Source organism: Bifidobacterium merycicum DSM 6492, assembly GCF_900129045.1.
GTDB classification, from domain to species: Bacteria; Actinomycetota; Actinomycetes; order Actinomycetales; family Bifidobacteriaceae; genus Bifidobacterium; species Bifidobacterium merycicum.
This window is the reverse complement of sequence record NZ_FQTX01000002.1, coordinates 441,808-456,292: the sequence shown is the minus strand read 5'-3', so window position 1 is coordinate 456,292 and position 14,485 is coordinate 441,808. Positions and strand designations below refer to the sequence as shown.

At 60.5% G+C, this 14,485-nt stretch carries 13 protein-coding genes; 9 read left to right on the top strand and 4 right to left on the bottom strand.

Annotation, left to right across the window (positions count from 1 at the left end; all coding sequences use genetic code 11):
- The first annotated feature begins 50 nt into the window (after positions 1 to 50).
- The gene (locus tag BUB29_RS10255; protein WP_033523921.1) at positions 51 to 977 is read left to right on the top strand and encodes a tyrosine-type recombinase/integrase; all 927 of its coding nucleotides are present in this window, start codon (positions 51 to 53) and stop codon (positions 975 to 977) included.
- A gap of 263 nt (positions 978 to 1,240) precedes the next feature.
- On the opposite strand, the gene BUB29_RS04580 is transcribed toward BUB29_RS10255, so the two are convergent.
- Entirely contained in the window at positions 1,241 to 2,080 is an 840-nt protein-coding gene (locus BUB29_RS04580; protein WP_033523929.1) for a sulfite exporter TauE/SafE family protein, read from the bottom strand.
- A 152-nt stretch (positions 2,081 to 2,232) separates the two neighbouring features.
- The gene (locus BUB29_RS04575; RefSeq protein ID WP_234945691.1) at positions 2,233 to 2,730 is read right to left on the bottom strand and encodes a DUF362 domain-containing protein; all 498 of its coding nucleotides are present in this window, start codon (positions 2,728 to 2,730) and stop codon (positions 2,233 to 2,235) included.
- Between the two features lie 114 nt (positions 2,731 to 2,844).
- Between BUB29_RS04575 and BUB29_RS04570 the strand changes: the two genes are divergently transcribed.
- Positions 2,845 to 4,185: a Na+/H+ antiporter NhaC family protein gene (locus tag BUB29_RS04570; RefSeq protein WP_033523922.1), complete on the top strand. Its 1,341-nt coding sequence runs from the start codon at positions 2,845 to 2,847 to the stop codon at positions 4,183 to 4,185.
- Positions 4,186 to 4,259: 74 nt separating this feature from the next.
- On the opposite strand, the gene BUB29_RS04565 is transcribed toward BUB29_RS04570, so the two are convergent.
- Complete coding sequence (locus BUB29_RS04565; RefSeq protein ID WP_033523923.1) at positions 4,260 to 5,324, bottom strand: YeiH family protein; 1,065 nt, start codon at positions 5,322 to 5,324, stop codon at positions 4,260 to 4,262.
- A 141-nt stretch (positions 5,325 to 5,465) separates the two neighbouring features.
- Here BUB29_RS04565 and BUB29_RS04560 point away from each other — a divergent pair, with 141 nt between their 5' ends.
- From BUB29_RS04560 to BUB29_RS04530, 7 genes are all read left to right on the top strand, one after another.
- Positions 5,466 to 6,452: a LacI family DNA-binding transcriptional regulator gene (locus BUB29_RS04560; RefSeq protein WP_193349686.1), complete on the top strand. Its 987-nt coding sequence runs from the start codon at positions 5,466 to 5,468 to the stop codon at positions 6,450 to 6,452.
- 172 nt (positions 6,453 to 6,624) lie between these two features.
- Positions 6,625 to 7,950: a hypothetical protein gene (locus BUB29_RS04555; RefSeq protein WP_033523925.1), complete on the top strand. Its 1,326-nt coding sequence runs from the start codon at positions 6,625 to 6,627 to the stop codon at positions 7,948 to 7,950.
- Between the two features lie 122 nt (positions 7,951 to 8,072).
- The gene (locus tag BUB29_RS04550) at positions 8,073 to 8,822 is read left to right on the top strand and encodes a sugar phosphate isomerase/epimerase family protein (RefSeq protein WP_033523926.1); all 750 of its coding nucleotides are present in this window, start codon (positions 8,073 to 8,075) and stop codon (positions 8,820 to 8,822) included.
- A 49-nt stretch (positions 8,823 to 8,871) separates the two neighbouring features.
- The gene (locus tag BUB29_RS04545; protein ID WP_033523927.1) at positions 8,872 to 9,843 is read left to right on the top strand and encodes a sugar kinase; all 972 of its coding nucleotides are present in this window, start codon (positions 8,872 to 8,874) and stop codon (positions 9,841 to 9,843) included.
- A 52-nt stretch (positions 9,844 to 9,895) separates the two neighbouring features.
- Positions 9,896 to 10,516, top strand: a complete 621-nt coding sequence (locus BUB29_RS04540; protein WP_033523928.1) for an orotidine 5'-phosphate decarboxylase / HUMPS family protein — start codon at positions 9,896 to 9,898, stop codon at positions 10,514 to 10,516.
- Positions 10,513 to 11,064, top strand: a complete 552-nt coding sequence (gene hxlB / locus BUB29_RS04535; RefSeq protein ID WP_003826593.1) for a 6-phospho-3-hexuloisomerase — start codon at positions 10,513 to 10,515, stop codon at positions 11,062 to 11,064. Before BUB29_RS04540 ends, hxlB begins: the two co-directional genes overlap by 4 nt.
- A 114-nt stretch (positions 11,065 to 11,178) precedes the next feature.
- Positions 11,179 to 12,045 carry an aldo/keto reductase gene (locus BUB29_RS04530; RefSeq protein WP_051915122.1) on the top strand — a complete coding sequence of 289 codons (867 nt, stop codon included), beginning with the start codon at positions 11,179 to 11,181 and terminating at the stop codon, positions 12,043 to 12,045.
- Between the two features lie 134 nt (positions 12,046 to 12,179).
- Here the strand turns inward: BUB29_RS04530 and BUB29_RS04525 are convergent, their stop codons facing one another.
- Positions 12,180 to 14,291: a DEAD/DEAH box helicase gene (locus tag BUB29_RS04525; RefSeq protein ID WP_407640913.1), complete on the bottom strand. Its 2,112-nt coding sequence runs from the start codon at positions 14,289 to 14,291 to the stop codon at positions 12,180 to 12,182.
- Between the last annotated feature and the right edge of the window lie 194 nt (positions 14,292 to 14,485).

Here is a 14,485-nt window from a genome sequence, read left to right as displayed (position 1 = left end):
AGTATGATGGCTGCGCTTATCCCCTATTTTTCTTGAGAAAGGTGCATGCCATGCAGGAAACCATCACTTCCGAATCGCTGTTCTGCGACTACTACACCCAATGGGTGAAAACGTACAAGGAAGGCGCCATCCGGGACGTGACCATGGGCAAATACCGACTTGCACAATCCTGGCTCGGAAAGCTTATTCCCGAGCTGAAGCTTGCTGATATGGATCGGACCGCTTATCAACGGCTTATCAACGGATACGCGCAGCATCATGAGCGCCAGACCACCATGGATTTCCACCATCAGATCAAAGGCGCCATCCTCGATGCCGTTGATGAAGGGCTCATTCCCCGTGATCCGACGCGCAAGGTCATCATCAAAGGCAAGCAGCCACGTATCAAGAAAATGAAGTATCTCAACCAATTTGAGCTGCACGCTATGCTCGCCGATCTTGATCTTGGCGCTGAGGCAAGTTGGGATTGGCTCATCCTCCTCATCGCGAAAACCGGACTCCGATTCTCCGAAGCGCTTGGGCTCACGCCCGATGACTTCGATTTCGCCCATCAAACGCTTTCCGTCAGCAAAACATGGGATTACAAGAACGGCGGCGGATTCGTGCCCACGAAAAACGAATCATCCGTGCGCAAGGTGCAGCTTGACTGGCAGCTCATCATGCAGCTTTCCGGGTTGCTTAAGAACCTTCCACATGACAAACCCATTTTTGTACATGGCAAGGTCTACAACTCAACAGCTAACGATGTGCTCGCCAGACATTGCAAAAACGTGGATGTGCCAGTCATTTCCATCCACGGATTGCGGCATACGCACGCATCACTGTTGCTGTTCGCCGGCGTATCGATTGCTAGTGTGTCACGCCGTCTCGGCCATGCCAGTATGACCACAACACAGGAAACCTATCTGCATGTCATTCGTGAATTAGAAAACAAGGACGTGGATATTGTCATGCGAGCGCTGTCAACACTTATCTAACAAAGCTGTAATGATCCGAAATCAGTCAAATCATTCATAACAGCATTTAGCATCTTCTGCGTTCCAGGTTTTCGTAGGGGGTTTTGCGCTTCCGTAGGTGGTTGCCCTCAGAACCGGCTTTGGAAATGGCTTGATATCAAGCCATTTCCAAACGGGTTATCGGCTCTCACCACCTACGGAAGCCAAAAACCACCTACGGAATGCGCCGGGCAGCGGAAAAACATGCACAGGCATGCACAAGCGCTGCCCCAGTCGAAGAAATTCTAGAAATAGGTGTTCCAGCCGAGCTTGACGGCGAGGATGATGCCGGTGAGCACGGCGGCCGCACGCATGATGTTTTCAGGGATATGCCGGGTGACCGGAGGCGCGATGGAACTGCCGATGATGCAGCCCAGGCACATGGCGATGGCGAACGGCCAGTAGACGGAGCCTCGGATGATGAACATGATTGCGGCGGAGATGTTCGCGCCGAATCCCACCACGGTTTTCAGCGCGTTGATCTGATGGAACGGGCCGATCTTGCCCAGGTCGAGAATCGCAAGCGCCAATGTTCCGGCTGCTGCACCGAAGTAACCAGAGTAGATGCCGACGAAGCTCACGCCGACCCACAGCCACCAGGGGTCGTTGCGCAGGCTGCCGCTGGCGGTTCTGCTGGCGATCTGCTCTGCGCGCTTGCCTTGGTGCGATTGCGGCAACGCCTGTGCGACGGCGTCGCGTGCGGCGGCTTTCTTGCGCGGGTTGAGCGCAATGAGCAACGCGCTGAACAGGATGAGCGGCGGGACTGCGCATTCGAACACTTTTGCCGGCAGCTCCAAGAGCAGCAGCCCGCCGATGATGCCACCGACCAGGCCGATGCAGGCGTAGATGATCACGCGCTTGTGCTGGCCGGCGAGTTCCTTTCTGGCGGAGAGCAGTCCACCGATGCCGGTGCCGCACACGCCCACGGTGTTCGTGGTGTTGGACAGCACCGGTGGGATGCCGAACGCCAGCAATGCCGGGTAGGAGATCAGCGACGAGGCTCCGACGGCGTATCCGACGAATCCCGCGCCGATTCCGGAGATAAGCACCAACAGCAAGGTGACGACGGACACGCCTGCGACCATGATCACTTCCCTCGATCCCGGAGCCGATATGACAACGGGAGCCAAGCTTAACGGCTTGACTCCCGGAATGTCGGACTTGTTCAGAACGTGGTTGCATCGCCACGCCCGAACGTCACAATTCAGCGTCCGCGCTTGGCGATCAGCGATTCGGTTCAATATGCGGCGAGCGGAATCAGCGCCCACTGCAGCGCGAGCCCCGGCAGGCCTGCGGCCAAATCACTCGTCCAAGTGGCGGCGATGGCGTTGGTCGAGCCGAAGGCGAATACGGCGATCGCCGTGGCCACGGTCAGCCGGTACGAGCGTGAACCGATGCCGAGCTCTTCGGCGTATTCGAACGTGTGCTCGCCGTGGCGTGAGGCGATGCGTTCGGTGACGGACGCGCCGTCGGGGGCGATATGGATGAGATCCACGCACGCCTGGTCGAGCGCCACCGGGTCGAGCGAAGACAGCACGCCGATGTCGTGCATGTCCGGCTCGGACGGGTTGGGGAGGCAATCACAGTCCACGGACAGGCGGTTCATGACGTTCAGATACATCATCTTGCCGCGCATGTGGTTGATCACCGCCTCGTCGGCTTCGGCCATCGATTCGAGGAAATCATCCTGCTCCGCGGTCACCCAATGGTCGCTCGCCACGCCGGCGGAATGCATACACCGTGTCTGGCCTGTGATTCGAAACAAAATGCTGAAGCGTTCGCCCTGCTACTGTGGGCAAAGCCATAGCCGTCGCATGCCCGACGGGGATCATCGAGAAGAGAGGCACCCATGCCAGAGATCATCACCATGGCGCTGTTCTGCGCGGCGCTTATCGGCTGCATCGCGACCGGCATCTCCATTATTCCGGCGCTGGTCGCCGGCCTGGCCATCTTCCTTGTTCATGGGCGGCTGACCGGGCACACATGGGGCGCGATGATTCGCAAGGGCCTTGCCACTATGCGCGCGGCCAGCATCGTGGTGGTCACCTTCGTGCTGATCGGCCTGTTGACCACTCTGTGGCGCGCCGCGGGAACCGTACCGTTCATTGTGGCGAACACGACATCGCTGATCCGCCCGCATGCGGTGATTCTGCTGACGTTCCTGCTCAACTGCCTCATGTCGCTGCTGACGGGTTCCTCGTTCGCCTCGGCTGCGACGATGGGTGTGATCACCATGACCTTGGGCACGTCGATGCAGGTCTCCCCCATGCTGCTTGGCGGCGCGATCCTGTCCGGCATCTATTTCGGAGACCGGTGCTCGCCCGTGTCCACCAGCGCCCAGCTGGTCAAAACGCTGACGCATACGAACATCTTCGAGAACATCCGACTCATGGTTCGCACCGCCGCCGTCCCCTTCGCGCTGACCTGCGCGGCGTATGCCGCCTTGGCGCTATGCACGCATCCTTCGGCGGGATCGTTGGATGTGCGCGGATTGTTCGGCAAGACGTTCTGCCTGCATTGGACGACGGTTCTGCCTGCGGTGGTGCTGGTGGTGCTGGCCGTCGCGCGCGTGGACGTGCGCATCACCATGTGTGCCAGTATTCTTACCGCATTGCCGGTGTGCGTTCTCGTGCAGCATATGGATGTGAAGGCGCTGGCACGTGCGCTGGTGTTCGGTTTCCACTGCGCGGACGAGCGGGTGGCGCCGCTTATCGATGGCGGTGGCATCGTCTCCATGGTCAAGGTGATGCTTATCGTGTGCATCTCCTCGTCGTATTCCGGCATCTTCCAGGAGACCGGTCTGTTGGATGGCGCGCACCGTATCGTTTCCGCGTTGGCGCGGCGTTGCAGCGCATTCGGCGCGACGCTGGCGACGTCGTTGGTCGCCAGCGCGGTCGCCTGCAATCAGACGCTGTCGATTATGCTGACCAGTCAGTTGTGCGCGAATGTCGAATCCGACCGGCAGCGCCGGGCCATCGATCTTGAGGACACCGCCGTAGTGGTGGCGCCGCTTATCCCCTGGTCGATTGCGGGCGCGGTGCCGCTTGCCTCGGTGGGTGCGCCGGAGGCGAGCCTGTTGTTCGCCTGTTTGCTGTATCTGCTGCCATTATGCCGGCTCGTCCGCGCCCTGTTGGAGCGCAGGCGCGGCGGCAAGACAGACGCTGCACAAGCCATGCCCGACGGTGAATAACATGGTGCCTTCCGCTTCCGATGGCGGAAGGCACCATGTATCGAAGTGCCCGTATGGGCAGCTGATGCCAAACGTTAGAAGAACAGCATGGCCATGCCGGCGGCGAAGCACATCAGCAGAATCGATGTGAGGAAGCTGGCGAGGAACGCCTTACGCCCCTTTTGCGCGATGGCAGCAAAATTCACGGTGATGCCGAGCGCGGCCATGGCCATGCCCAGCACGACGTAGGCGATGTCCACCAGCCGAGGAGTGACGGACGCGATAAAGGGCACGAAGGTGCCGATGATGGACGCGCCGATGAAGCCGAGCATGAACCAGGGGAAGGAAACCGTGCGTTTGCCGGAGGCCGGCACGGCGGAATGATGCCTGTCCCACCAGATGGAGATGACGATGGCCGCGAACACGAGCATGAGTACGCGGGAGAGCTTCATGATGGTGGCGATGTCGACGGCGCCGAACGCGGCGCCTGCGGCCACGGCATGCGCGATCTCATGCAGGGACGCCCCCGCGGTGATGCCCAGCTGCGTGGCGGAAAGCCCCGTCAAGGGGCCGAGCACGATTTCCGCAAGCGCGAATATGGTGCCCATGATGGCGATGATGGCCACGGCCATGACCTCGTTGTCCGCTTTTTCGCTTTCCTGTTCCGGCGGGACTTTGATCGAGCCGGACAATCCCATGACGGCAGCGGCGCCGCAGATGCCGGTGCCGCCCGACACGAGGATGGCGAGCTGCGGGTCGACACCGAGCCTGCGGGCGATGGCATAGCACACGACGATGGTAAGCGTCACCACGGCCACGGCAATCGGCAGGCATTTGATGCCTTGGGTGAACAGCACCTGCAGGTTGAGTTTGAATCCGAGCAGGATGATGCCCAACCGCAATAGTTTGTTGGAGATGAGCCCGGCCGCGTCCTTGACCCCGGCCTTGCGGTCGGCCGAGTCGCCGACATACCAGCTTCGGACCGGGAACTGTGCCGCCATGCCGATCAGCAGGGCGATGATCAGGGCGCCGAACAGGCTGAGTACCGGAAGCTGTTTGAGCCAGGAGGCTACGCAGGAGGCGACCAGGGTCAGTACGCCGATGAACGCCATGTCTCTGGTGGCAATGCGTTGATACCACTTCTTGCAAAATTCTCTCATAGAAAGTCCAGTGTTCCGTCGCTGCAGGACAAACCGTAAGCGCCATGTCGCCCGCGGGCACGCTATTGTTGATGGAAGAACAACGAACGTACGATCCCGGGGGTGGGAGTGAACGCGAGCAAGATGAATCGAAAGCCCAGCATGGGGGACGTGGCCGAGGCCGTAGGTGTTTCCAAGACCACAATCTCACGGTATCTGCATGGCGAGTACGCCTACATGTCGTCGGAGACCAAAGCGAAGATAGAGCAGGTGATCCGCGAGCTCGGATACCGACCGAACAGGATGGCGCAGGGGCTTAAGGCCACCGTAAGCCACATGGTCGGCGTGAGCATCGCCGATGTGGGCAACCCGTTCAGCTCGCTGCTCATCAAAGGCATGCAGGAGGAATGCCGGGCCCGCGACGTTCAGCTTCTTGTATGCGACGCCAACAATCGCCCCGAGCTGGAATGCGCCAACATCGAATCGCTGCTGGACGCACAGGTCGACGGTCTGATCGTCAACACCGTAGGCAACAACGACGCGTGGCTTGCGGACTTCCATGGCAGGAAGAACCGCAAGCCCGTGGTCATGCTCGACCGCATCATGACTCCCCCGACGTATGACAGTGTGTCCAGCGATAATGCCGGAGCCGTGCGTTCGATGCTCGACCATCTCGCATCCCGTGGGTTCGACCATGTGGCGTTCGTCACCAGGCCGGGCGATGGCATCAGCACGCGTACCACGCGCCGTATCGCATTCGAGGAGTATGTAGGCGCCCACAGCATAGACGGCGATGTGCTGGTGTACGATTCCGACGCGCATGACCTGGCGGATCGCATCAAGGAACTGTTGGACGCACATGGCGCCGAGAAGGTCTGCCTGTTCGCCAACAACGAGGAGAGCATGCGCGATGTGCTCGAGGCGACCTCCGCGCAGACGCGCGAGCGCATCGGCATCTGCGCGTTCGCCGACGAGCAGTGGGCCAAGTACAGCGGGTTCGGCATCACCTGCCTCGATCAAAATCCGGTGCTTATGGGGCGCACCGCCGCGCGGAAGCTGTTCTCTCGCGTCTACGACGGTGCGAAGAACCCATGTTCGGTGGATGAGATTCCCACACGCCTATGTGTGTTCGCATCAACCCAGATCTGATATTCATAGGACAAAATCCCTGAAACCGCTTTAGACACGCCGTAGTTAACCGGTACACATATTGTAGTGTACCCTTGTTGTTAACCGATAAACGTAACCGGTAAACTAAATCGGTCAACATAACGACCGAGTACACTGAAACAACAACCATCACGGCTCAAGGAGGAGCATCATGATCATCTGGGTCATGGGCCTGCTGCTGATCGCCTCTTTCATCTGCTTCGTTATCTACGCGATGAAGGGCGGCAATCTCACCATCGGATTCTTCATCCTCACCATCGTCTGGACGCTGGTCTACTTCCTCGGCGTCCCGTTCGGCATAGGCAAACCTTTCAACGTCATCGAAGAGACCTTCGCCCAGCCGGCGCTCACCTACGGATCGACCATCATCCAGATCATCTGCGGCGCATGGTTCGGCCGTGTGCTCGTTGACACCGGCATCGCCGCCTCCATCTCCTACCGCACCGCCAAGGTCGGCGAGAAAAGCCCGGTGCTGGCCACCATCTGCACGGCCCTGGTCACCTGCCTCATCTTCACCAGCGCCTACGGCGTCGGCTCCGCCATCGCCATCGGCGTGATCCTCTTCCCCATCCTCGGCCGCCTCGGTGTACCCAAGCGCGTCGCAGTGCCGGTGTTCACGCTTTCCATCGGCGCCGCCATGTGGATCAACAGCGTGCTGTTCGTGCAGTTCGCGGCCTTCTACCAGGATTACAAGTCCCCCGACGGTCAGGTCATCGAATGGGGCGGCCACTATCTGCGCTTCGGCATCGCCGCGATGATCGTACAGATGATCGGCGTGATCGTCTTCATCCTCATCAACGCCAAGGCCATCAAGAACGGCAAGCCGTACGAAGTGGGCGACCCGGACGAACGCAACGTCGAAATCCCCCAGGTGCCCATCTGGACCTACCTGCGGCCGGTCGTACCGGTCGCGCTGAGCATCATCTTCCAATGGGATGCCGTGCCGGCACTGTTCTTGGCCTCCATCATCGCCTTCCTCGGCACCGGCCACATGAAGACCTACAAGGGATTCGTCAACATCCTCAACTCCACGGCAAAAACCGCCATCGGCGACATCGGCAGCCTCATCATCATGCTGCTCGTGCTGCGTTTCTTCCAGCACGCCGCCGTCACCGTGATGGCCGACTTCGGCCCGGCGCTGACCTCCGTGGTGCCCAACAACGAGATGATCCTCGCCATTGCAGTGTGCATCCTCGCCCCGCTGGCACTGTTCCGCGGCCCGCTCGAGCTCTATGGCGCAGGATCCGCAGTCATCAGCATCCTGATGGGCATGGGCGTGTTCAACGCCTGGTTCCTGTTCGCACTGCTCGTGGTACCGTCCATGACCTGCATCTCCAGCTGCGTGACCCAGTCGTGGAACATGTGGGCCGTCGAATACAACGAGCTCGAGCCGAAGACGTTCCTCAAGAACGGCGTGCCGGTCTACTGGCTGTGCACCTTCCCCATCATGGGACTCGCCTCCCTGCTGCTGTTCTAGAAACGTTCCAAACACCATGCCGGCCGGCCGGTCTCCTGCCCCGGCCTGCCGGCACCCCTACATCGCAATGCATCACGCAGGCAAACGCCACCCGTAACAACACCACTTGCAAAGGACCGAACATGACCACCATCGGCATCAACACCCTCGTATACATGGACGCGCTGCGCAACGGCACACCGCAATCCGAACTGCTCGCCACCATCGCCGCGCACGGCATCACCCTCGCGGAAGTACGCCGGGAGTACATCGCAGACAACGCCGAATACGACGCCATCGCCAACGCCGCCGCACAACAGCACATGACGCTGTTCTACTCAGTACCCGAATCGATCACCGTCAACGGCGAGCCCAACCCACAGTTCGAGCAATACCTCGGCGAAGCGGCGCGCATGGGCGCACGCAACGTGAAATTCAACCAAGGCGACATCAAGGACGTGGACGCCACCGTGCTGCAGCGCATCGACAACCAAGCCGCCGCACGCAACCTGACCTTGAGCATCGAAAACGACCAGACGCCGCAAAACGGCACCTTCGCCTGCACCCAGGCATCGCTGGACCACATTACGGCGAACGGATCCACCATCGGATACACCTTCGACCTGGGCAACTGGTACTGGCGCGACGAAAACGCACAGCAGGCGTTCAACCGACTCGTGGACTACATCACCGTGTTCCACCTGAAGAACGTCAACGGCTCACAAGACAAAAGCCAGCTCGCCACCACCATGCTTCAGGACGGTGTCATCGACTGGCAACCCATGCTCGACCGACTGTCCGCCAGCATCCCCGTCTTCCTCGAATTCCCCATCCCGGCCGAACAGGTCGCCGAACAAGTCGACATCGTACGCCACGCCATCGCACACTCCTAAAACACCATCAACCACAACAACCAACCGACCGCAACCCTAAGGAACACCAATGTCAGAAGTCATGACCATCGGCGAACCGATGGTGAACCTCATCGCCGATTCCAACGAAACCTATCTCGAAGCCCGCACCCTGCCCAGGCAGATGGCCGGCGCCGAATTCAACGTGGCCATCGGAGTCAGCCGCCAAGGCCACACCGTCAGCTATGTGACCACGCTCGGCAAGGACTGGCAAGGTGACCTCATCCTCGAATACATGAACGGCATCGGCATCGACACCACGAACATCCGCCGCATGACCGGAGCCGCAACAGGCTACCAGCTCAAAGTACGCTCCAGCGACGGCGAGCCAAAAGTCATCTACTTCCGCTCAGGCTCCGCAGCCTCCCAGACCACGCCCGACATCGTAGACACCATCGACTTCGACGGCGTGAAAATCCTGCACGTCACCGGCATCTTCTCCGCGCTCGCCCCCAACACGTACGACACGGTAAGCAACCTGGTGGACGCGGCACGATCGCATGGCGTCACCGTGTTGTTCGACCCGAATCCGCGCCCGACCCTCTGGCCGGGCAAGGAAGCCATGATCGCCGCGACCAACAAGCTGGCGGCCAAATCCGACGTGTTCATGCCCGGACTTGAGGAGGGACGCCTGTTCTCCGGAGCCGTCGATCCGCACGATATCGCAAAGTTCTATCTCGACATGGGAGTCGGCAAGGTCATCATCAAGCTCGGCGATGAAGGCTCGGCGCTGTTCGAGCTGGACGGCAACAGTTCCGTGCAGAAGACCGTGGTCCCCAGCTTCACGGTCAACGTGGTCGATACCGTAGGCGCCGGCGACGGCTTCGCCTCCGGTGTCATCACGGCATTGCTTGAGGGACTCGACACCAGGCATCTGCTCGAACGCGCCAACGCGGTGGGAGCCATCCAGGTCACCAGCGTCTCCGATTCGGAAGGTCTGCCGACCGCCGAGGAGCTTCGCGATTTCATCGCTTCCACACCGCGCAAGGAACTCTCCCTGTAGAGTCTGCGGCGACCGCGCCTAACAAGCCAATCAATCAGCAGAAAGGATCATCATGAAACTGCAAGTCGCCATCGACCGCGTGCCAGTGGAACAGGCGGTACGCATCATACAGGCGATCGACGGCCAGGCCGACATCATCGAAATCGGCACGTCCCTGACCAAGGAGTTCGGGCTTCGCGCCCTCCGTCCTGTTCTTGAAGCGGCAGGCAACACCTCGGTGCTTGCCGATATCAAAACCTGCGACGAAGGCGCCTACGAGTTCGATCTGGGATTCGATCTGGGATTCGACTACCTGACGGTCATGGGATCGGCCTCGATGGGCACGCTGGAGACATGCGCCAAGTCCACCGAAACACACGGCAGGGTAATGATGATCGACCTGCTGGAATGCGACGAGCAGCGCATCGAACGCATCAGCGGCTTCCAGAACGCGATATACTGCCTGCACACCTCCGTGGATTCCGGTGCCACGGCCGATCCGGTCGCGCAGGTGCGCGCATTCAAGGCGCGATTCCCGCAGATTCGCCATATAGCGATCGCAGGGGGTATCAAGCAGCATCAGCTCGCAGCTCTGGCGCAGGAGAACATCGACATCGTCATCATGGGTTCGGCCATCACCAAGGCCGACGACATCACAGCAGCATGCCAGGCATGCAGGAAGGAAATGCAATGAGCACCAACGAACGCATCCTCGACCAGATCGTCGAAGAAGTACAGGGCGTCATCGCCAAAATGGACGAGCACGACCTCGAACAGGCCATGCCGCTGATCACCAAGAACAGCCGCGTCTACGCGGCCGGCGAAGGGCGGTCCGGGTTCCAGGCGCGCAGCTTCGCCATGCGCATGATGCACATCGGCTACACGAGCTACATGATGGGTGAAACCATCTGCCCGTCCATGCATGAGGGCGACGTGCTGTTGGCCATCTCCGGCTCCGGCAAGACCCGACGAACCGTGGAGGACGCCGAAGCCGCCAAAAAGCTCGGTGTGAAGGTCATTGCGGTGACCTCAAAGCCCGACTCTCCCCTAGCCGATGCCGCCGACGCCGTGATTGTGGTGCCGGGACGAGTAAAGGGCGAGACGGGCGGATCCATCCAGCTGTTGAGCTCGCTGTTCGACCAGTCCGTGCACATCGCATTGGACGCCCTGTGTCTGATGCTCTCCCGCCGCGACAACGTGTCGGATGCCGACGCGAACGCCAACCACGCCAACGTGGAGTGAGCCTCCCGTGAGCAGCACACGCATAACGAACCCGATGGGTGGTATGGCCGGTCATACGCCATGCCACCCATCTGCTATATCGACGGACGTAAGATTCGACATCAAAGGAACACTATGAGCAACGATTCCACCACCCCTTCCGCCGCGCCATTGCCGATCCGCACCGCTCATGACGGGCTTGCGCTTCCCGCCATGGGATTCGGCACCTACCAGGTACGCGGATTCGCCGGTGCGCAGGCCATCGCCTCGGCCCTGGAGAACGGTTACCGACTGCTCGACACCGCAGTGAACTATGAGAACGAGGGCACGGTCGGCAAAGCGATTCGCATGGCATCGGTGCCGCGTGACGACATCATCGTCACCTCGAAGCTGCCCGGACGCTTCCACCAATACGACAAGGCCCGCATCTGCATCGAGGAAAGCCTGTGCCGGCTCGGACTCGATTATCTCGACCTGTATCTGATCCACTGGCCCAACCCGTCCCAAGGCCTCTACGTCGAGGCATGGCAGGCTCTTGTCGACGCACAGCGTGACAGATTGATCAGGCATATCGGCGTCAGCAACTTCCTGCCCGGTCACATCGATATGCTGATTCGTGCCACCGCAGTGACCCCCAGCGTCAACCAGATCGAGCTGCACCCCTACTTCCAGCAGACCGAACAGCGCCGATACGACGCCGCACATGGCATCATCTCCCAAGCTTGGAGTCCGCTGGGCCGTGCCAATCAGATGCTGCAGGACGAGACGATCCAGCGCATAGCGCACAAGCATGGCGTGACCGAAGTGCAGACCGTGCTCCGCTGGCATCTGCAGATCGGAGATGTATCGATCCCGAAATCGCTGCACGCGCAACGTCAACGCGAGAACCTGAGCATCACCGGATTCGAACTGGACGAACAGGACATGCACGACATCGCGCTGATGGACAATCCCGAAGGCCGGTGCAAAGCGCTGGACCCGCACTGGCACGAGGAAATGTAGACCCAAGCCAATACCCGTTGAGGCCCGTTCCACAACCGTGAGCACATACTGCACACACGGTTTGCGGAACGGGCCTCAACGCATTTTTCGGCGACCCCGCAGCCGAGCCGCCACCTTACCGCCGTGGCACCGAATCAGCGGTGCGAATTACGGAACGGCGTGCGCTTCGACTTATTGTGCTTGCGGAAGCCCTGCGCGGAACGACGATTGTCGCCGCCGTTGCGCTTCTTATCACTACGGCGCGGCTGCTCGTAACGCGGCTGATCACGACGATTATCGTCATAACGCTGCCGTTCGCCGCCACGCTTGCCCTTCTTGCGCGACGATTGATCGTCGTACTTCGCCTTCTTGGCGTTCATGCGGCGATCATAACGCTTGGCGTCCTCACCACGCAGGTCCTCGACCACGCGGATCGGCTTCTTATGCACACGCTTGCCGCCCTTACGCGGTTCCTCGACAACACGCCCGACCGCATCATAACGACCATTGCGATCGAAGGACTCCCCTCGGCCGCCACGATCCCTACGATCGGCACGCCCCTTGCGGTCATCACGATCCTGATAGCCGCCGCGGCCCCTGCGATCGTTACGGCCATCGCGATCCTGCCAATCGTAACGGTCACGCTTAGTGCGCTTATGATGCTTGCCCTTCTTGCCGAAACCGCGATCATCCGACCATTCGTCATAACCGCCACGCGCACCATACTCGTCGTAGCCGTCGTAATCCCTGTAATCGGACTCATCGAAACGGTCGAAACGCCCGGTCTGCTCCTGCCTCTTCCTGCGCTTCGGAGCGTCGGAACGCCTGCCGCCGGCAGTCTCAGTCTCGCCGCCACGCTTATTGCGCCCCTTGCCCTTCTTCGGCAACGGCTTGGTCTTCTTCTTCAGCGGGGAAAGCTCCCAGCCGTCGATCTTCTCCGCGCGCTCGCCCACCAGCTCCAGCACCTCCGGGGACTTGGCCGTCACGGCAACGGGCTTGACCTTGATACCGGCCTTACGCAGCATGAACCTGGTTTCGCGGCGCTGCTCAGGCAACACAAGCGTAACCACGTCGCCCTGGTTGCCGGCACGCGCGGTACGGCCGGAACGATGCAGGAACGCCTTCGGATCCTCCGGCGGCTCGACCTGCACCACAAGCTCCACGCCACTGACGTCGATGCCGCGTGCAGCCACGTCAGTGGCGGCAAGCACGTTCACCTCGCCGGTTTCAAAGGCCGCGAGATTGCGGTCGCGCTGGTTCTGGTTGAGGTTGCCGTGCAACTGGGCGCACGGGATGCCCTGCTTGGTCAGGCTCTGGGAAAGCTTCTTCGCCTGGAACTTGGTGCGGGTGAACAGGATGCGCTTGCCTGCGCCGGAAGCCAGGGTGCGTACGATCTCGGGCTTATCGCCCTTGGTGATCTCGAACACGTGATGCGTCATCTCATCGACCGGGCTGGTCGCGTCGTCAACGCTGTGCACCTTCGGATCATGCAGGAAGCGTTCCACTACCTTGTCGACGCCATGATCGAGCGTCGCGGAGAACAGCATATGCTGCGCATCGGCCGGAATCTGGCCAAGCAGACGCTCCACGCCGGGCAGGAAGCCCATGTCGGCCATCTCATCGGCCTCATCGAGTACCACACATTCGACGCTGCTCAGCGTAAGCGCGTTCTGACGCAGCAGATCCTCCAAACGGCCCGGGCAGCCGACCACGATTTGCGCACCGGCCTTGAGCTCGGCGATCTGACGGGAATACTTCACACCGCCATACACGGTGGTGGTAGTCATGCCATACGCCTGCGCAAGCGGCAACAGCACCTCGTCGATCTGCTTGGCGAGCTCACGGGTGGGGGCAAGCACCAGAGCGCGAGGACGCGGCAGATTGGTCGCAGCCTTGCCCCCTGCACTGCCGCGGCGATCGGCCTCACGCTCGATGGCGGCGACATCATGCTCGCTGACACCCAGACGTGCCACCAGCGGAATGGAGAAAGCAAGCGTTTTGCCGGAACCCGTGCGTCCACGGCCAAGAATGTCGCGACCCGCAAGAGAGTCGGGAAGAGTGTCCGCCTGGATGGGGAAAGCGGTACGCTTGCCGTCGCTGGCGAGTACATGCGCCAAAGCGCCCGGCACGCCAAGCTCGGTGAAAGTAGGTGCGGCATCGTTCACGATGCTCTGCTCGGAATATTCGGAAGAATTATCGATATTGGGCACAGTGGCCTTTCGTTCAGGTATTGCGCCGTTTGCGCAAACTACCCTACCGTACCCCATGGCGTCCACTTTCGGCACGCTGACGTATGTCGTACCAATAATCCAGTAAACGCAGCCGGATGCGAGCGCCGTCCGGTTTTGGCCACGCCTATCACGTTCTTAGCGCGGCGGCATTCGGTTGGCATCCGTATCTGGTTACGCTCGTCGCCTGTTAGCGTAGGCATTCCCGTTCTTCATCCGTTTTCGGCTACGCT

What these genes read in the sequence shown, in the direction of transcription:
- hxlB (WP_003826593.1), top strand. Translation starts at nt 10,513, where the DNA reads ATGAGCACCAACGAACGCATCCTCGACCAGATCGTCGAAGAAGTACAG.
- BUB29_RS04570 (WP_033523922.1), top strand. Translation starts at nt 2,845, where the DNA reads ATGCCAGAGATCATCACCATGGCGCTGTTCTGCGCGGCGCTTATCGGC.
- BUB29_RS04550 (WP_033523926.1), top strand. Translation starts at nt 8,073, where the DNA reads ATGACCACCATCGGCATCAACACCCTCGTATACATGGACGCGCTGCGC.
- BUB29_RS04565 (WP_033523923.1), bottom strand. Translation starts at nt 5,324, where the DNA reads ATGAGAGAATTTTGCAAGAAGTGGTATCAACGCATTGCCACCAGAGAC.
- BUB29_RS10255 (WP_033523921.1), top strand. Translation starts at nt 51, where the DNA reads ATGCAGGAAACCATCACTTCCGAATCGCTGTTCTGCGACTACTACACC.
- BUB29_RS04525 (WP_407640913.1), bottom strand. Translation starts at nt 14,291, where the DNA reads ATGGGGTACGGTAGGGTAGTTTGCGCAAACGGCGCAATACCTGAACGA.
- BUB29_RS04560 (WP_193349686.1), top strand. Translation starts at nt 5,466, where the DNA reads ATGGGGGACGTGGCCGAGGCCGTAGGTGTTTCCAAGACCACAATCTCA.
- BUB29_RS04545 (WP_033523927.1), top strand. Translation starts at nt 8,872, where the DNA reads ATGTCAGAAGTCATGACCATCGGCGAACCGATGGTGAACCTCATCGCC.
- BUB29_RS04540 (WP_033523928.1), top strand. Translation starts at nt 9,896, where the DNA reads ATGAAACTGCAAGTCGCCATCGACCGCGTGCCAGTGGAACAGGCGGTA.
- BUB29_RS04555 (WP_033523925.1), top strand. Translation starts at nt 6,625, where the DNA reads ATGATCATCTGGGTCATGGGCCTGCTGCTGATCGCCTCTTTCATCTGC.
- BUB29_RS04575 (WP_234945691.1), bottom strand. Translation starts at nt 2,730, where the DNA reads ATGCATTCCGCCGGCGTGGCGAGCGACCATTGGGTGACCGCGGAGCAG.
- BUB29_RS04580 (WP_033523929.1), bottom strand. Translation starts at nt 2,080, where the DNA reads ATGGTCGCAGGCGTGTCCGTCGTCACCTTGCTGTTGGTGCTTATCTCC.
- BUB29_RS04530 (WP_051915122.1), top strand. Translation starts at nt 11,179, where the DNA reads ATGAGCAACGATTCCACCACCCCTTCCGCCGCGCCATTGCCGATCCGC.